The organism is Nocardioides glacieisoli (assembly GCF_004137245.1).
Classification (GTDB): domain Bacteria; phylum Actinomycetota; class Actinomycetes; order Propionibacteriales; family Nocardioidaceae; genus Nocardioides; species Nocardioides glacieisoli.
Genome location: NZ_SDWS01000006.1, coordinates 323,125 through 340,825, shown reverse-complemented (window position 1 = coordinate 340,825; position 17,701 = coordinate 323,125). Strand labels below are relative to the sequence as shown.

The window sequence follows — 17,701 nt, the reverse complement described above, 5'->3', positions numbered from 1 at the left end:
AGGGCCCTGACGCCATTTCACCGCCCAGACACGCCGCTCGAGGCGAGCACCTCAACCACGCTCATCTGGGAAGGGCCCCTTTGATGCTAACTATACTAACATGTTAGTATAGTTAGCATGAGCCACATGCAGAGGGACCACACGAACAAGTTGACGTCGCGTAGATGGTGGCTTCTTGCGACGGTGGGGGCTGGGCTCCTGCTGATCGTGCTAGACAACTCGATCCTCTACACAGCCATGCCAGCGCTGACGGCTGACCTCGGAGCTTCGGGGTCGACTGCGCTGTGGATCATCAACGCGTACCCCGTCGTGATGGCTGGCCTGCTTCTCGGATCGGGCACCTTGGGAGACCGGATCGGCCATCGTCGGATGTTCGTCACTGGTCTTTCGATCTTCGGGCTGGCTTCCGTCCTTGCTGCCTTCTCGCCCAACGCCGAGCTCTTGATCGCATCACGAGCTCTCCTTGCGGTTGGTGCCGCCGCGATGATGCCAGCCACTCTGGCTCTCATCCGGATCGCCTTCGACGACCCCCGCGAGCGCAACATCGCGATCGCCGTGTGGGGGAGTCTGTCCGTGGTCGGAGCAGCGATGGGGCCGATCGTCGCCGGACTACTTCTGGAGCGATTCTGGTGGGGATCTGTGTTCCTGGTGAACGTGCCGGTAGTGCTTGCCGCGCTTGCCGCTACCGTACTAATCGCACCGAGGAACGATCCGAACCCTGAGAAGAGTTGGGACCTGACGTCGTCGCTGCAGGCGATGATGGCTTTAGTTGGCATCGTCGTCTTCATCAAGGAGGTTGCGCATACGCCTCAGAACTGGACGGTGGTCGTGCTTGCCGCTGTTGCGGCAGTTGCTGGCGCGGTGATGTTCGTGAGGCGCCAGCGGCGGTTGGCTGAACCACTACTTGAGTTCGCAATCTTCCGGAACAGGGCGTTCAGTGGGGGGGTTCTGGCTGCGGCCTTTGCGATGTTCACGATTGCAGGGTTGCAGTTGATTACCACTCAGCGTTTCCAGCTTGTCGAGGACTTCAGCCCACTGCAGGCCGGTTTGCTGGTCGCTGTGATCGCCTTCGGAGCACTCCCGTCAGGGATGATCGGTGGAGCCTTTCTTCACGTCATCGGCCTCAGGATCTTGATCTCCGGCGGGCTCGCGGTGGCGACAGTGGGCGTGGCCATCAGCGCGCTCGGAGTGTCCCTCGACCAGTTCTGGTTGCTCGTATGCGGGTTCGTCGTGACTGGGTTTGGTCTCGGAGGAGCCTTTTCGGTCGCCTCGTCGGCGATCATGGGCAACGCCGCTCCGAAGAAGGCCGGGATGGCGGCCTCCGTTGAAGAAGTGTCCTATGAGATGGGCTCTCTCACGGCCGTCGCTGTTCTCGGCACACTGGTCACCGCCGTCTACGCTGCCGCAGTGCAACTCCCGTCCAACGCGCCAGCGACGGCGGGCGAAAGCATCTCCGACGCTGTCGCGACCGCCGATGGAAACACTGCCATTCTCTCCGCGGCTTACAGCGCTTTCGATTCGGCCTACCTCGTGACCATGGCGGTGCTTGGCGTCGCACTCCTCATCGGGACGCTCACAACAGCAAGACTCCTTCGTTCCTACGGGCCTCGGACTGAGGCCATGGAGTTCAGTGAGAACCACTAACGATCAGCTCTCGAGCGAGAGGAACAGTGCCATGCGATCGAGTAAGAAGGTCGAGATTCTCGACGCTGCCGTCGCGGTCATCGAGGCAGAAGGCATCACCGGCGTCACCTTCGACACCGTCGCGGACGCTGCCGGTGTCACCCGTGGCGGCGTCATCTACCACTTCGCGTCACGCGACAATCTGATTGCCGCATTGCACGAGCACTTGGCTGAGCAGTGGGAAGCGAAGCTCGAGTCGGTCTGTGGGAAGCCGGCCGAGGAGGCGACACAACGGGAGCGCCTGGTTGCCTACATCGCGATGGCAAGCACATCCGCGACCCGATCCCAGGTGCACATGATCCTGGATAGCTTCAACAACGCGAACCATCGCGTTTGGGTCGACGTGCTCAGTCGATGGGCTCCCAGCAGGGACGACGTCGATGACCAGACCCAACTGGCCCTCATTGCCGCAGACGGCCTGTGGCTAAACGAGCTGCTGGGTAGCGCCCCACTCTCTCAAGCCGATCGCCAGCACATGGCGCAGCGAATCATCGACCAACTTCCCGAAACGGAGGAGCAAGACTCATGACCTCGAATCCGACCATCCTGGTGACCGGCGGCACCGGAAAGACCGGCAAACGCATCGTCGAAGTCCTGCGCCGACTCGGCTACTCGGTCCGGGCTGCATCGCGCTCAACCGAGCCTCGCTTCGACTGGGACGATCAGGCGACATGGGTAGACGCACTCCGGGATGTGGACGCCGTCTACGTCGTTGCGGCTTCGCTATCCAGCTCGTCGCTCGTGGATCAGATGCGCGCGTTCGGGAAGACTGCGAAAGCGCAGGGGGTCTCGACCGCCGTCATGGCGTCAGTCCCGCTCGATGACAGCGAAAGATCAGACGTCGTGAAAGCAGCTGAGCAGGCTCTCCGCGATGCAGGCTTGGATCTCACCGTGCTCCGATTCCGCTGGTTCCAGCAGACCTTCTCCGAAGACTTCCTCAGGACAGATGTCATGGCCGGGAAGATCAGACTGCCCGCAGGCAATGGCGGTGAGGCATTCGTCAGCGCCGACGACATCGCAGAAGTCGCCGCAACCGCCCTCACCAACAACGCGCACGCCGGCCGCGACTATGAACTCACTGGCCCGCGCGTACTGACCTTCGATGCCATCGCTGCCGAACTCAGCCAAGGGCTCGGGCGCAGCGTTACCTACGAGCCGTTGGACGTCAACGAGTACCTCGATGATCAAGAGGCAAGTGATCCGAAGGAAGGCCGCGAGACCATCGCTGGCCTGTGCCAAGCCGTGTCCGAGGGTCATCTGGAGTCCACGACAGACGACGTCCAGATTGTCCTCGGTCGATCCGCTGAGGACTTCAGAGACTTTGTGCACCGCGCGGTATCAGACGGCGCGTGGACGGGCGCTAAGTGATCCTTCGACCGTGCGGTCGAACAGGTACCTCAGCATGCTTCAAGATGCGGAGCACTGTTGCTTTGCCGATGCTGAAGTCGTCCGCGATGGCTTGAGCACTGACATCTCCAGCTAGGTATCGCTCGACCACACGTCGCCGTAGCTCGCCGGTTACTCGTATGCGACCGGATCGCACCAACGTCTGGTCTGCTAGGCGAGCGGAAGGTACCGCACGATGAACAAGGGTGTTGGTCTTAGCTTGACCTAGGACTACAAGATGACGAAGGCCCGGACCGTGAGGTCCGGCCTTCGTCGTGTCACAGCCCGGCCGCGCGACCCAGGGAGACGGCTTCGTCGCGGGTGGTGACGCCGAGCTTGCCCATCAGGCCGGAGATGCGGTTGCGGACCGTCTTCGGCGCCAGGAAGACGCGGTGCGCGACCTGGGTCGTGGTGAGGCCTGCGACGAGGAGGGCGAGGATCTCGCGGTCACGGGCATCGAGAGCGCGCAGCGGGCTCGTGTCGGGGGCAGCGTTGCTGGCGGCGACCACGGGAGCGCTGGTGCCGCGACCCAGGACGGTGGCACCGGTCGCGACGCTGCGGATGGCGGTGAGGAGCTCGTGGGGGTCGGAGTCCTTGAGGAGGTAGCCGTCGAGGCCGGTGCCGAGGGAGCGGACGACGGCACCCGGGTCGTCGCTCATGGTGAGGATGAGGACCCGGGTGGTCGGCCACTGCTGCTTGAGCGTGCGGCCGAGGGTGATGCCGTCGCCGTCGGGCAGCTGGAGGTCGAGGACGCAGACGTCGGGTGCGAGGTCGGCCGCGACGGCGCGCACCTCCGCGACGGACTTCGCGGCGCCGCACACCGTCAGGTCGTCGGCTGCGTCGATGAGGGCGGTCAGGCCGGCGAGGACGACGGGGTGGTCGTCGACGACGAGGACCCGCAGGGCGCCGGTCATCGGTCGGCTGCCGGGAGGGTGAGGCGTACGACGGTGGGGTTGGTCGTGACGTGGAGGGTGCCGCCGAGCGCCTCGGCCCGCGCGCGCAACGAGGTCAGGCCGACGCCCGGCACGATGTGCGGGGTCTCCGACCGGCCGCCGCTGTCGATGATGCGGAGCGCGAGCGTTCCGTCGTCGGCCGACTGCTCCACCTCGACGGCGACGAGGGTCGGGCTCGCGTGCCGGAGCGCGTTGGTGACAGCCTCGGCGATGGTCCGGTACACGGTGAGCGCGGTCTCGGGGCCGAGGTCGGGCGGGACCACGCCGTGCAGCCGGACGATCGGCCCGGTGTCGGTGCGGAACGAGTCCACCAGCTGGGCGATCGCGGTCCCGGCCTCCTGCCCGTGGAGTGCCGCCGGGGTGAGACCGGCGACGATGCGGCGCAGGTCGGCGCGAGCGGTGGCGAGGTCCTGGGCGAGCGCGTCCAGGGTGGGTGCGGGGGTCGCGTGGCGGGCTGCCTCGACGCGCATGCTCATCCCGGCGAGGACGGGGCCGAGGTCGTCGTGGAGGTCGGCGAGGATCCGGCCGCGCTCGGCGATGCGCTCGCGGGTGAGGTCGCTGCGAGCGTGCTCGGCTTCGAGGGCAGAGGTGACGGCCCGGGCGACGAGCGCCACGGTCGGGACGAGCTGGCGGATGGCGCGCTCCTGACGCACCTCGAGACCGTCGACGGATGGCGCGCGGACGGTGAGGACGCCGACGTGCTCGTCGCCGACGACGAGGGGGAACCCCCGCCAGGAGCGGTCCTCCTCGTCGGCGGTGCGGCTCCCGAGCGGGTCGGTCGGGTCGGTCGGGTCGGTCGGGTCACGGAGCTCGATGCGGGCGGCCGCGGTGCCGCTGACGGCGGCGACCATGGTGGCGGCCTTGTCGAGGAGCCGACGGGGGTCGCCGTCCGGGCGAAGGTCGGCCGTGATGCCGGCGACGTCGTCGGCCGCGAGCACGCCCGGCCCGTAGCGGCGGTGCAGGAACTCCCGTCGCAGCCACCACGCGCCCGGAGTGGCGAGGATCAGCGACATCGCACCCGCGAACGTCGCGACGACCTCCCCGGCGAAGACCTGCTCGACCTGGGTGAACCACCACACGGCACCGCCTGCGGCGGCTGCCACGGCCAGCACGCCGGCCACCAGTGCGACGTCGAGGAGCGGCTCGTCGACCGGGCGCGGGCTTCCGCCCGCGGCGGCTGTGGCGACCTGGCAGGCGAGCGTCACCAGCCCGGCGGTGGTGACGACGCCGTACGTCTGGGGGGCGGTGGTGAGCCAGGCGACCCACGACCCCGCGAGGGTGAGGGCGGCCGTGGCCACGAGCCAGGTCCGCCACCGTCGCGCCCCACGGTCGCCGGTCGCCGCGGCACCTGTGGCCGCCGCGGCGAGGAGGAGGACGGGGGTCGTCCACCAGGGTCCGGAGTCGATGCGACCCGACCCGCCGGCCGTCGTCGAGGTCACCGCAGCGTCCGAGGCGACGGCCGACCACCCCAGGACCAGCAGCGGCGTCGTCGCGGCGGCCACCGCAGCCCAGCCGACCGACACCCGGGAGACCTCGGGTGCCTGGCGTTCGACGCCGACGATGCCGGCGATGCCCACGGCGAGCCACGCCAGCAGCGGAAGGGTGGCATCGATGCTGACGGTGTCGTGCGGCAGCACGAACAGCAACGGCAGCGCCGCCCCGAACGCCACGACCGCGGTCGCGCCGAGCACGCCCAGCGGCACCGGTCCCGGACCCAGGACCGGGGCGGGGTCGGCGGCGGCGGCGCCCAGCGTCTGCATGCTCCCATCATCGGTCCGGGACGACCCGCTCGGACAGGGGGCGGACGATGCGCGGGACATCCCCGGGACACGTGCGGGACGACCCGGGACGCTTCCACTCTTCTGTGCGGGACGTCGCCGACTCCATGGTTGGCTGGACCACCCGGACCCACCGGGAACCTTGCGAGGAGCACGCATGGCACACCAGTCGACCACCGCACCCGACCTTGGGGGCACCGCTGCAGGAGCGCGGACGTGGGTGCCGCGCTACCGGGTCCTCGTCGGCATCGCGTACGCCGTCTGCGTCCTCGGGATGAGTCTCAGCATCATCGCCGAGATGCAGACCGGCTACGTCGGCAGCGGCGAGCAGCCGCGGAGCCTGGGGGAGCAGCTCGTGGGCGTGCTCGGCTTCGGCACGCTCGGCCTCCTGCTGTCCGTCGGTGCCGTGTGGCTGTTCGGGAGGAAGCTGCAGCGTGCCGGGCTCGGCGCGGTGGTGATGGGGGTGCTGTCGGTGCCGGCCCTCGCGTTCTTCTGGTGCGGCATGCCCGCCCTGCTCGGCGCCGCCGCCGCGCACCTCGCAGGGCTGACCCGTGACGGCCGCCCCGTGGCTGGCGCACCGAGGCTGTTCGGGATGGTCGGGCTGGTGTTCGCCGTCCTCAACCCGCTGGCGAACTTCACCGCGGTGACCGTGTCGTGGCTTTTGTGAAAGTTTTCACAAAGACTGGTGATCACGTCATGAGCGAGTCACCGTAGAGGGGTGCTGAGTCCTGACCTGCTCGTCCACACCGTCGTCCAGCTCGCCTCCGCGGCGGAGCCCGCAGGGCTGATGCCGGCCCGCCAGCAGATGGCGCTGTCGCTCGGCTGGCACATCATCCTGGCGTGCTTCGGCGTCGCCTTCCCGGCCATCATCTTCGTGATGCACCTGCGCGGGATCCGCCGCGACGACCCGGTCGCCCTCGAGCTCGCACGCCGGTGGGCGAAGGTGTCCGCAGTGCTGTTCGCGATCGGCGCCGTGTCCGGCACCGTCCTCAGCTTCGAGATGGGGCTGCTCTGGCCGGGACTGATGGGGACCTACGGCGACGTCCTCGGCCTGCCGTTCGCCTTCGAGGGACTGGCGTTCTTCGTCGAGGCGATCTTCCTCGGCATCTACCTCTACGGCTGGGGCCGGATGCCGCCGAGGCAGCACGTCCTGATGGTCCTGCCGATGGCCGTCACGGGCATCATCGGTGCCTACTGCGTCGTCGCCGTCAACGCCTGGATGAACGTGCCGACCGGCTTCCGCCTCGTCGACGGCGAGGTCACCGACGTACAGCCGTGGACCGTGCTGTTCAACCAGCACGCCTTCCTGCAGTTCGCCCACATGTGGGTCGGCGCCTACATGGTGGTCGGGTTCAGCATCGCCGGCGTGTACGCCGTCGGGATGCTGCGCGGTCGCCGCGACGCCCACCACCGGCTGGGGTTCATCGTCCCGTTCGTCTTCGCATCCGTCGCCGCGCTCACCCAGCCGTTCGTCGGCCACGTGCTCGGCTTCGGCCTCGACGAGCGCCAGCCGGCGAAGCTCGCCGCCTTCGAGCTGGCCGAGACGACCGAGAGCCCGTCGCCGCTGAGGCTCGGTGGCGTCCTGGTGGACGGGGAGGTGCGCGGCTCGATCGACATCCCGGTGCTGGGATCGCTGATCGCGATGAACTCGCCCACCGCACCCGTGCCCGGCCTCGACACGATTCCCGAGGACGAGCGCCCACCGGTCAACCTCACCCACCTCGCCTTCCAGACCATGGTGGGGATCGGCACGCTGCTCGCCGCCGGCGTCGCGTGGTTCTGGTTCCAGCGGCGGCGTGGCCGGGACCTGCTGGAACGACGGTGGTTCCTGCGCGCAGCCGTGGCGGCCGGTCCGCTCGCCGCGATCGCCCTCGAGTCGGGCTGGGTGGCCACCGAGGTGGGCCGGCAGCCGTGGATCGTCCACGGCGTGATGCGCACGCCCGAGGCGGTCGGTGACTACACGTCCGCGCTGTGGTGGCTGCTGGGGATCTCGACGGTGATCTACACCGCGATGACCGTGGGTGCCGTGGTGGTCCTGCGGTCGATGGCCCGGCGCTGGCGTGCGGGCGAGACCGACCTGCCGAGCCCGTACGCCCCTCCGGTCGAGGAGCTGCAGCGGTGAGCCTGGAGGTCGCGGTCGCGGCGGCGATGTTCGTGGGGGTCATCGCCTACACCGTGCTGGGCGGCGCGGACTTCGGATCGGGGTTCTTCGACCTGACGGCCGGCGACAGCCGCCGCGGCGCGGAGCTCCGCACGCTCGTGGACCACAGCATCGGGCCGGTCTGGGAGGCCAACCACGTCTGGCTCATCTACGTGCTCGTGATCTGGTGGACCGGCTTCCCCGAGTCGTTCGCCGCCGCGATGTCGACGCTGGTCCTGCCGCTGCTGCTCGCGCTCCTCGGCATCGTCCTGCGCGGGGCGAGCTTCGCCTTCCGCAAGTACTCCGCCACCCTCGGCCAGGCCCGGCTGTTCGGCGTCACCTTCGCCGTGTCCTCGATCCTCACCCCGTTCTTCCTCGGCACCGTCGCCGGCGCCATCGCGTCCGGCCGGGTGCCGCTCGACGGCGCGGGGGACCGCTGGTCGTCGTGGCTCAACCCGACCTCCCTCTTCGGCGGCGTGATCGCCGTCGGCACCTGCGCCTTCCTGGCCGGGGTGTTCCTGACCGCCGACGCCGAGCGCAGCCACCGGCAGCGGCTGACCGAGGACCTGCGGACGCGGACGATCGTCGTGGGCCTGGCGACCGGCGCGGTGGTGTTCGCGGCGCTCGTCCCGGTCCTCCGCGATGCTCCCGTGCTCGGCGAGGGGCTCACGGGCCGGGCGGCGCCGCTCGTCGTGCTGTCGGCGATCGCCGGCGGTGCCACCCTCCTGCTGCTCGTACGACGTCGCTTCCGGGCCGCGCGCTGGCCGGCCGTGGTCGCCGTCGCGTCGGTGGTCTCGGGCTGGGGCGTGGCCCAGTACCCCTGGTTGCTCGTCGACGAGGTGACGATCGTCGACGCCGCCGGTGCGTCCTCGACCCTGTGGGGCCTGCTGGTCGCGGTCGGCCTCGCCGTGGTCGTGGTGGTCCCGCCGCTGGCGTACCTGCTGCGCCTGACGCAGAGTGAGGCGTGGACCCGGCGCTGATCTCCGGAATTTCCGTGGGTCGGGTTGATAGAAGTAGTACGCAGAAGTGACAGTCCCCGCCTCGCAGCGGGACCGTGCGCCGGACGGCGCAGCTCGAAAGGTGTGTCCGTGTCCCGGTTCTCGACCCTGGTGCTCGTCTCCTCCCTGGTGCTCGGCACCGCACTGGCCGGGGGCACGACAGCGTCCGCGACCGAGCGGAACGCCAGCGCGGCCACCCAGGAGCTCACGCAGCAGGCCAAGCCGCAGGTCAAGCAGCAGGCGCCCAAGCCGCCCAAGAAGTGGCGGAAGTGGGAGGCGCCCAGCGGCCCGTTCTTCAACGACCCGCACCGCAAGGAGGGTCAGTTCCGGATCGAGCGCAGGATCGTCGACACGATCAAGCACACGCCTCGGGGCTCCTACATCCGGATCGCGGTCTACTCCTTCGACCGCGTCAACGTCGCCGACGCGCTCATCGCCGCGTACCGGCGCGGTGTGAAGGTGCAGATCCTGCTCAACGACCACTGGGACACCGGGGCGATGAAGAAGATCCGCAACGTGATCGGCACGGACCGCACGGCGAAGAGCTTCATCTACAAGTGCAAGAAGAGCTGCCGCAGCGCGGCCAACGAGTACAACAACCTGCACTCCAAGCTCTACCTCTTCAGCCAGGCCGGCAAGACCGAGGACGTCATCGCCACCGGCTCCCACAACCTCACCCGCAACGCCGCCATCCACCAGTGGAACGACCTCTACTTCATGTCCGGGGAGCACGAGATCTTCCGCCAGTTCGTCGGCCTCTTCAACGACATGAAGAACGACTACAACACGCGACAGGACCCGCTCCTCTTCTGCGGTGTCCCCACCGGAGCGGCCTGCGACGACTCCGTCGACAAGCACACCGTCTGGGCGTTCCCGCGCGTGAGCGGACCGAAGAACGACCTCGTGATCGACACGTTGGACAAGGTCCAGTGCCTGACCCCGGATGCGGAGGGCAACGTCGTACGCACCAAGCTGGCGCTGTCGATGCACACGATGCGCGGCAACCGTGGCGACTACCTCGCCGCGGCGATCCGCAAGAAGTGGGCGCAGGGCTGCGACGTGCGGGTGATGTTCGGGCTGATCGGCTACCACACCAAGGGAGTCATCGCGGCGCCCACGCCCCGGGGCCGCATCCCGCTGCGCTCGACCGGGTTGGACTACAACCTCGACGACGACTTCGACCTCAACAGCGACGGCGTGGACGACCTGATCCTCGACTACTACAGCCACCAGAAGTACCTGGTGATCCAGGGCACCTACAACGGCATCCCCGGCACCGAGATGGTCATCACCGGGTCGTCGAACTGGGCCAGCCTCAGCACCGCCAACGACGAGATCTGGCTCACCATCCGCGGCGCCCGGGTCGCCAAGAAGTACCTCGGCAACTACAACTACCAGTGGAACAACACGCGCAACTCCCGCAACGCCTACACGACGTCGTACGCCAACTTCCGGGTCTTCCGGGACGGCCGCTGGGTGACGGAGCGCCGCAAGGTGACCACGCTGACCCCGGAGAACTACGCCACGGGTCCCTACTGGGAGAACGACTGAACCACCCCCTCGGGGGTTGACCCGGTTCCGTGAACAAGTGTTCACTGGGGCGATGTCGACCAGCACCGTCCCGTGGGACCGGGTCCGCCGAGCGGGCTCCAAGCTCACCACGCCGCTGCACCCCGACGACTACCTGCGCCTGCTCAACCCGCTGTGGACCTCGCGCGAGCTCCGGGGCCGCGTCGAGAAGGTCGTCCCGGAGACCGACGACGCGGCGACGCTGGTGATCCGGCCCGGATGGGGCTGGCGCTGGGACCACCGGCCGGGGCAGTACATCGGGATCGGGATCCCGGTCGACGGCAAGTTCCAGTGGCGCTCCTACTCGGTCAGCTCGCCGACCAAGCAGCGCGGCCGGACCATCGCCATCACGGTCCGGGCGATGCCCGAGGGCCTGCTGTCGTCGCACCTCGTCAACGGCCTCGAGCCCGGCACCATCGTCCGGCTCGCGGCTCCCGAGGGCGACTTCACGCTCCCCGAGCCGCCGCCGGCCCGGATGCTGTTCCTCGTCGGAGGCAGCGGCATCACCCCGGTGATGTCGATGCTGCGCACCCTCGATCGACGAAGCACGATGCCCGACGTCGTGCTCCACTACTCCTCGCCGACGCCGGACCGGATGATCTTCCGCGACGAGCTCGAGCGCCTGGAGCAGAAGCACGACGGGCTGAGACTGCACCAGCTCCACACCGACACCGACGGCATGCTCGACCTCGGCGACCTCGACTCGATCTGTCCCGACTGGCGCGACCGCGAGACCTGGGCGTGCGGTCCGGCCCCGATGCTCGACGCGATCACCGAGCACTTCGCGGGCGCTGACCTCGAGGACCGGCTGCACGTCGAGCGGTTCTCCCTCGAGCTCGGGGGAGAGGGCGGCGAGGGCGGGACGCTGACCTTCCGCAACTCCGGCAAGGAGGTCGAGGTCGACGGCGCCACCACCATCCTCGAGGCCGGCGAGGAGGCAGGCGTCGGGATGCCCTACGGCTGCCGCATGGGCATCTGCCACACCTGCACGGTCACCCTGGTCTCGGGCACGGTCCGCGACCTCCGCAACGGCGACGAGTACGGACAGCCCAACGAGCAGGTCCAGACCTGCGTCACCGCCGCCGTCGGTGACTGCACGCTCGACATCTAAGGAAGGACGTAGCCATGGCCATCGCCGACGTCAAGGAGTACACCCACCTCAGCGAGGAGGACGTGGAGCAGCTCGGCCGCGAGCTCGACTCCATCCGCGCGGAGATCGAGGAGTCGCGCAACGCCGAGGACGCGGCGTACATCAACCGGCTGATCCGCATCCAGCGCGGCCTCGCCGCGGGCGGACGGGTGGCGATGCTCGCGAGCGCGCACACGAGGGCGGGACGTCCCGCCCTCGTGGCCGGCGCCGCCATGCTGGGGGTCGCCAAGATCCTCGAGAACATGGAGATCGGCCACAACGTCATGCACGGCCAGTGGGACTGGATGAACGACCCGGAGATCCACTCGAGCAACTGGGAGTGGGACACCGCCCAGCCAGCCGAGCAGTGGAAGCACTCGCACAACTACGTCCACCACCAGTTCACCAACGTGCTCGGCCACGACAACGACATCGGCTACGGCATCCTCCGGATGGCGCGCGAGCAGAAGTGGCACCCGGCCAACCTCGGCCAGCCCGTCTACAACGCGTTGCTCGCCAGCCTCTTCCAGTGGGGCGTCGCCCTCCACGACCTCGACCTCGAGCGGATCCGCAAGGGCGAGAAGGACCCGAAGGAGATGAAGCGCCAGCTGCGCCAGATCCTCCGCAAGGGCCGCAACCAGGTCCTCAAGGACTACGTCGTCTACCCGGCGCTGTCCGGGCCGGCGTGGCGCTCGACGCTCAAGGCCAACGCCGCGGCCAACGTGACCCGCAACCTGTGGTCCTACGTGATCATCTTCTGCGGGCACTTCCCCGACGGGGCGCTGCACTTCACCGAGGAGGAGCTCGAGGACGAGACCCGCGCCGAGTGGTACCTGCGCCAGATGCTCGGGTCGGCGAACTTCGAGGGCGGCCGCACGCTCCACGTCCTCAGCGGCAGCCTCGGCTACCAGATCGAGCACCACCTCTTTCCCGACCTGCCGAGCAACCGCTACCCCGAGATCGCCGTGAAGGTGCGCGCCCTCTGCGAGAAGTACGACATCCCCTACACGATCGGCCCGCTGCACCGGCAGTACGGCCAGGCGCTGCGCACGATCATGAAGCTGTCGGTCCCCAACAGCTGGACGAGCAGCGACCAGCCGGAGCCGCCGAGCCCGGTGCGCGACCGCAGGCGGAAGTCCGACGCCGAGCGGCCCACGCGCCGTCCCGAGCTGGGCGCGTGGTCCCGCAGTCCGCGGGAGCGGAGCGCCTGATGGACGCCGCTCCTCGCTCGTTCGACGAGCTCCCCACCGATCCGGCGTACGGCGTGCCGGTGCCGTTCGCCGCCGGCACCGAGGTCGGTGCCACGGTCCGCGACCTCGACAAGCGACGGGTCACCCAGTGCGCGCTCAGCCGGGTGTGCGGCGTCTGCGGCGCGACGCTGGGCCGGCCGCTGGCGTTCGTCGGCTCGCGACGCGAGCTGGACCGGCTGTCGTTCCACTTCCCGCCGAGCCACGTCGACTGCGTGGAGTCACTGCTGGAGGCGTACGCCGACGTGGTCGACCCGGTCCTCGGCCAGGACACCCGGCCCGGCGACTGGGTGGTGGTCACCGCCGCCAGCTTCGAGTTCGTCCGACCCGGTCGCGACGACGTCGACCGCCGCCCGCTCTTCGAGCCGAGGATCCCCGCCCTCGTGCCGTGAGCCGCTGCGCTCGGCGCCGATCCCGGCCGCGACGACGAACGCGATGCCGGCGACGGCCAGCCCGTTGGGCACCTGGCTGAGGGCGAGGAACCCGATGGCCAGCGCGAAGGCGGGCTCGAGCGCCATCAGCGTGCCGAACGCGCCCGTGGTGAGCCGGCGCAGCGCCATCAGCTCCAGGGCGAACGGCACGACCGGCAGCAGGATCGCCAGCCCGAGGCCGTAGAGCAGCAGCTGCGGGGTGAGGTGGTCGACGACGCCCGGTCCGGCCACGAAGGTGGCGACCAGGGCGGCGACCGGCATCGAGATCGCCAGGCCGCCCAGTCCGCTCACGGCGTCGCCGACGCGCTGCGTCAGCAGGATGTAGGCCGCCCAGCACACGGCCGCGCCGAGGGCGAGGGCCACGCCGACCGGGTCCGCGTCGCCGGTCCACGGCTGGGTCAGGCACACGACGCCCGCGGCGGCGAGCAGGGCCCAGGCGCGCCCCGTGCCGCGGCTCCGCACGACGGCGACCGTCAGCGGGCCGAGGAACTCCAGCGCACTGGCCGTGCCGAGCGGCAGCCGTGCCACCGCACCCATGAAGAGGATCGTCACGCCGGCGGTGACGACGCCGAGAGCCGTCCCGGCGACGAGGGCCTCGCGGCTGTAGTCGCGCACCCGCGGACGGACGATGGCCAGCAGCAGGATGCCGGCCCAGACGAGGCGCAGCCAGGCCGCGCCGGACGTGCCGAGGTCGTCGATGAGGCCGACCGAGGCAGCGAGTCCGAGCTGGACGCAGAGCATGGCGGCGACGGCCATCGAGGCGCCGGTGCGCGCGGGGGAGCGGGTCATGCGCCCAGTGAAGGTGATCGGGACCGTTCGCGTCCACGTGAGTTTGGTGGACAGTTCGTTCGTCGGATCAGCACAATGACCCCATGGACGTCCGTCGCCTTCGCATGCTTCTCGAGCTCGCCCGCCTCGGCTCGATGCACGAGGTCGCCGACGCCCTCGGCACCACGACGTCGAGCGTCTCCCAGGGCATCGCGGCCCTGGCCCGCGACGTGCGCACGCCCCTCGTGGAGCCGGACGGCCGGCGGGTCCGGCTGACCCCGGCGGGTCGACGGCTCGCCGACCACGCCGTGACCATCCTCGCCGCGGTGGAGTCCGCGCGCCTCGACCTCGACCCGGGAGCCGAACCGGTCGGCGTGCTCCGCGTGGCCGGGTTCGCTTCGGCGATCCGCACCTCGCTCGTCCCGGCGATCGACGACCTCCGCACCGCCCACCCCGGCATCGACGTGCGGATCCTCGAGCACGAGCCGCCGGAGTCGTTCGACCTGCTCGCGCGCGACGAGGTCGACCTGGCCCTAGTCTACGACTACGACCTCGCACCCGCGGAGTGGCGCGACGACCACGAGGTCACGCCGCTGTGGACGCGCGAGTGGGGAGTGGGCGTGCCGACGCGCGACCGCCGGCTGGTGATGGCCGACCTCGCCGACCGCGACTGGATCGTGAACTCCCGCCACGTCGCCGACGAGCGCGCGCTCCGCTCGCTGACGGCACGCGCCGGATTCGTCCCGCGGGTGGTGCACCGCATCGACTCGCTCGAGCTCGTCGACGACCTGGTCGTCGACGGCCGCGGCGTCGCCCTGCTGCCCCGCGGGCGCGCGTCGCGGCGCGGGGTGAGCGTGGTGCGGCTGGGCGACGGCGGCGTGCACCTCAGGGCGTACGCCGTCACCCGCCGCGGACGCGACAGCTGGCCGCCGCTGCGGGCGGTGGTGAAGAGACTGGCCGGCGGCTAGCGCACCAGGCTGTTGCCGTGCACCGCCGCGAGGCGCGCCTTGACGCTGAGCAGCGTCTCGATGATGAGGTCCTCGCGACCGTCGCCGAGGCGGCTGATCGGCACCGCGACGCTGAGTGCGTCGACCGCGTGGTGGGTGAAGGGGAGCGCGACGCCGAAGCAGCGCACGCCCATGCACGACTCCTCGCTCTCGGTCGCGTAGCCCTGGTAGGCCGCGCGGTCGATGATCTCGAGCACCGCGTCCTTGTCGGTCGTGGTGTTGGGCGTGATCGCGCTGATGTGCTCGGGGACCATCGCGCCGCGGTCCTCGACCGGCATCTCGGCGAGGAGGGCGCGGCCCAGCGAGGTGGCGTAGGCCGGCAGCCGGCGCCCGACGGCCGAGTGCATCCGCAGCGGGTGCGCCGACTCGCGCTTGGCGGTGTAGATGACGTCGGGGCCGTCGAGGCGGCCCAGGTGCACGGTCTCCCCGGTGGCGCCGGCCACCTCGTCGAGCACCGACGTGGCGCGGGCCAGGACGGGGTCGCCGTCGAGGTAGGCCGAGCTGACCACGAGGGAGTGGATGCCGAGCTGGTAGACGCTGCCGGTCGGGTCGGTCTGGAGCCAGCCGCGGTCGACCATCGTGCGCAGCAGCGCGTGGAGGCTGCTCTTGGGGATGCTCAGCCGGGTCGAGAGCTGGAGCTGGGTGCCGGGACCGTGGGCGGCGATCTCGTCGAGGAGGTCGAGCGCACGCGCTGCGGACTTCACCGGACCGGCCGCCGCGGGTGCGGCGAGCTCCTGCTGCTGGACGGCTGGACTCATGGGCGTGCTCCTGTGGTCGGTCGAGGCCCCCGGCCCCGCTGGGGTGACTCTAGCCGAGTTCGCATACATGGACCAGAATTCAACCCCTTGACCTGTGACGGCAGTCACCCGTATGGTCCTCGCAGTTCACAAGTACGAACGCAGTTCACAAACCAAGGGGTTTCCGTTGATCCAGGTCCGATACTCGACAGCTCCGACCAGTGCGGAGACTGCCACCACGGCTGACCTGCGCGACAACTACCTGGTCCAGGACCTCTTCGTGGACGGCGAGGTGCGCGCCACCTACACCCACGACGACCGGCTCCTCGTCGGTGGTGCGGTGCCCGGCACCGGCCAGCTCGACCTGCCGGCCTTCACGGAGGTCCTCGGCACCGAGTCCCACCTCGTCGGCCGCGAGCTCGGCGTCATCAACGTCGGCGGGGCCGGCCACGTCCTCGTGGACGGCGACAAGTTCGAGCTCGAGCACCTCGACGGCCTCTTCGTGGGCCGGGGGAGCGACGTCGCCTTCGCCGGCGCCGAGGCTGCCTTCTACTTCGTCTCCGCGCCCGCCCACGCGACGTACCCCTCCCAGCTGCTCAGCCACAGCGAGGTCGAGCCCGTCGCGCTCGGCTCGTCCGACTCCGCCAACGAGCGCAGCCTCTTCCGCTACGCCTGGGGCCAGGAGCTCCAGACCGCGGTGCTGCAGTTCGGCGTCACCGTGATCGCCAACGGCTCGGTGTGGAACACGTTCCCGCCCCACCTGCACCCGCGGCGCACCGAGGTCTACTGCTACGTCGACCTCGCCGAGGACGACCGGGTCTTCCACTTCATGGGCGAGCCCGGCTCGACGCGCCACCTCGTCGTCGGCAACCGCGAGGCCGTCATCTCCCCGCCGTGGTCCATCCACTCCGGCGCCGGCACCGGCTCCTACGCCTTCATCTGGGCGATGGCCGGCGAGAACAACGTCTACACCGACCTGAGCCCCGTCGCGGTGGGGGACCTGTGACCGAGTCGACCCCCTCCTCACCGTTCGACCTGCACGGCAGGTGCGCGGTGGTGACCGGTGCCAGTCGCGGCATCGGCCGGGCGATCGCGCTCGGCCTGACCCGCGCCGGTGCCGAGGTCGTCCTCGTCGGACGGCCGGGCAGCAACGACGCGACCCGCGAGGCGGTCGTCGGGCTCGGTGGCAAGGTCGACGTGGTCGAGCTCGACATGGGCGACCTCGCCGCCGTCGAGCGCGTGGGCGCCGAGCTCGCCGCGTCGCGGCAGGTCGACGTCCTGGTCAACAACGCCGGCACCATCGACCGCCAGGACACCGTGGACCTCGCCCGCGAGGACTGGGAGCGCGTGCTCGACGTCAACCTCAACGGCGTCTTCCTCCTCACCCAGCAGGTCGGTCGCACCATGGTCGCGCGCGGCCACGGCAAGGTCGTCAGCATCGCCAGCCTGCTGACCTTCCAGGGCGGCATCCGCGTGGCGTCGTACGCCGCCAGCAAGCACGCCGTCGCCGGCCTCACCAAGGCCCTCGCCAACGAGTGGGGTCCCCACGGCGTGCAGGTCAACGCCATCGCCCCCGGCTACATCGCCACCGACAACACCACGGCGCTGCGCGAGGACCCCGACCGTGCCCGGTCGATCCTCGAGCGGATCCCCGCCGGTCGGTGGGGCAGCGCCGACGACATCGCCGGCACCGCCGTCTTCCTCAGCTCGTCCGCAGCCGACTACGTCAACGGCCACGTCCTGGTCGTCGACGGCGGCTGGATGGCCCGCTGACCACTGCTTCCCCCACCCCAGACCGCACACGCACGACCCGTACGACGCACTCCTCGGGGCACCACCAGCTCACATCCAGCTCAGTCCCACCCGCCGTTACGC

General features: G+C 69.7%; 16 protein-coding genes. 12 read left to right on the top strand and 4 right to left on the bottom strand.

Annotation, left to right across the window (positions count from 1 at the left end; translation table 11 throughout):
* Positions 1–117 precede the first annotated feature (117 nt).
* The 3 genes from EUA06_RS15070 to EUA06_RS15060 are packed head-to-tail and all read left to right on the top strand — an operon-like array spanning position 118 to position 3,051.
* A complete protein-coding gene (locus EUA06_RS15070) occupies positions 118–1,644 on the top strand; it encodes an MFS transporter (protein WP_242498171.1) in 1,527 nt (508 codons plus the stop codon).
* Positions 1,645–1,675: 31 nt separating this feature from the next.
* On the top strand, positions 1,676–2,212 hold the full coding sequence (locus tag EUA06_RS15065) for a TetR/AcrR family transcriptional regulator (RefSeq protein ID WP_129477210.1): 537 nt from the start codon (positions 1,676–1,678) through the stop codon (positions 2,210–2,212).
* On the top strand, positions 2,209–3,051 hold the full coding sequence (locus tag EUA06_RS15060) for an NmrA family NAD(P)-binding protein (protein WP_129477209.1): 843 nt from the start codon (positions 2,209–2,211) through the stop codon (positions 3,049–3,051). The genes EUA06_RS15065 and EUA06_RS15060 overlap by 4 nt, the downstream gene beginning before the upstream one ends.
* Before the next feature lie 296 nt (positions 3,052–3,347).
* On the opposite strand, the gene EUA06_RS15055 is transcribed toward EUA06_RS15060, so the two are convergent.
* Both EUA06_RS15055 and EUA06_RS15050 read right to left on the bottom strand, forming a co-directional pair.
* Positions 3,348–3,983 carry a response regulator gene (locus EUA06_RS15055; protein ID WP_129477207.1) on the bottom strand — a complete coding sequence of 212 codons (636 nt, stop codon included), beginning with the start codon at positions 3,981–3,983 and terminating at the stop codon, positions 3,348–3,350.
* Positions 3,980–5,782, bottom strand: coding sequence for a sensor histidine kinase (locus EUA06_RS15050; RefSeq protein WP_129477205.1), 1,803 nt, complete (start codon positions 5,780–5,782; stop codon positions 3,980–3,982). Before EUA06_RS15050 ends, EUA06_RS15055 begins: the two co-directional genes overlap by 4 nt.
* Before the next feature lie 175 nt (positions 5,783–5,957).
* Here EUA06_RS15050 and EUA06_RS15045 point away from each other — a divergent pair, with 175 nt between their 5' ends.
* The 6 genes from EUA06_RS15045 to EUA06_RS15020 all read left to right on the top strand — a co-directional run bounded on the left by EUA06_RS15045 (position 5,958) and on the right by EUA06_RS15020 (position 12,847).
* Complete coding sequence (locus tag EUA06_RS15045) at positions 5,958–6,467, top strand: hypothetical protein (protein WP_129477203.1); 510 nt, start codon at positions 5,958–5,960, stop codon at positions 6,465–6,467.
* 51 nt (positions 6,468–6,518) lie between these two features.
* Entirely contained in the window at positions 6,519–7,922 is a 1,404-nt protein-coding gene (locus EUA06_RS15040) for a cytochrome ubiquinol oxidase subunit I (RefSeq protein WP_242498170.1), read from the top strand.
* Positions 7,919–8,920, top strand: coding sequence for a cytochrome d ubiquinol oxidase subunit II (locus EUA06_RS15035; protein ID WP_129477201.1), 1,002 nt, complete (start codon positions 7,919–7,921; stop codon positions 8,918–8,920). The genes EUA06_RS15040 and EUA06_RS15035 overlap by 4 nt, the downstream gene beginning before the upstream one ends.
* A 108-nt stretch (positions 8,921–9,028) precedes the next feature.
* Positions 9,029–10,489, top strand: a complete 1,461-nt coding sequence (locus tag EUA06_RS15030; protein WP_165354407.1) for a phospholipase D-like domain-containing protein — start codon at positions 9,029–9,031, stop codon at positions 10,487–10,489.
* 52 nt (positions 10,490–10,541) lie between these two features.
* Positions 10,542–11,618 carry a ferredoxin reductase gene (locus tag EUA06_RS15025; RefSeq protein WP_129477197.1) on the top strand — a complete coding sequence of 359 codons (1,077 nt, stop codon included), beginning with the start codon at positions 10,542–10,544 and terminating at the stop codon, positions 11,616–11,618.
* A gap of 14 nt (positions 11,619–11,632) precedes the next feature.
* Positions 11,633–12,847, top strand: a complete 1,215-nt coding sequence (locus EUA06_RS15020; protein WP_129477195.1) for a fatty acid desaturase family protein — start codon at positions 11,633–11,635, stop codon at positions 12,845–12,847.
* A 257-nt stretch (positions 12,848–13,104) separates the two neighbouring features.
* On the opposite strand, the gene EUA06_RS15015 is transcribed toward EUA06_RS15020, so the two are convergent.
* Positions 13,105–14,103, bottom strand: coding sequence for an EamA family transporter (locus EUA06_RS15015; RefSeq protein ID WP_129477193.1), 999 nt, complete (start codon positions 14,101–14,103; stop codon positions 13,105–13,107).
* 83 nt (positions 14,104–14,186) lie between these two features.
* Here EUA06_RS15015 and EUA06_RS15010 point away from each other — a divergent pair, with 83 nt between their 5' ends.
* Entirely contained in the window at positions 14,187–15,050 is an 864-nt protein-coding gene (locus tag EUA06_RS15010) for a LysR family transcriptional regulator (RefSeq protein WP_129477191.1), read from the top strand.
* Here the strand turns inward: EUA06_RS15010 and EUA06_RS15005 are convergent.
* Positions 15,047–15,847, bottom strand: coding sequence for an IclR family transcriptional regulator (locus tag EUA06_RS15005; RefSeq protein WP_129477189.1), 801 nt, complete (start codon positions 15,845–15,847; stop codon positions 15,047–15,049). The two genes, EUA06_RS15010 and EUA06_RS15005, sit on opposite strands and share 4 nt — an antisense overlap.
* A 166-nt stretch (positions 15,848–16,013) precedes the next feature.
* Here EUA06_RS15005 and kduI point away from each other — a divergent pair, with 166 nt between their 5' ends.
* Positions 16,014–16,832, top strand: coding sequence for a 5-dehydro-4-deoxy-D-glucuronate isomerase (gene kduI / locus EUA06_RS15000; protein ID WP_129477187.1), 819 nt, complete (start codon positions 16,014–16,016; stop codon positions 16,830–16,832).
* Entirely contained in the window at positions 16,829–17,599 is a 771-nt protein-coding gene (kduD, locus tag EUA06_RS14995) for a 2-dehydro-3-deoxy-D-gluconate 5-dehydrogenase KduD (RefSeq protein WP_129477186.1), read from the top strand. Before kduI ends, kduD begins: the two co-directional genes overlap by 4 nt.
* Positions 17,600–17,701: the final 102 nt, after the last annotated feature.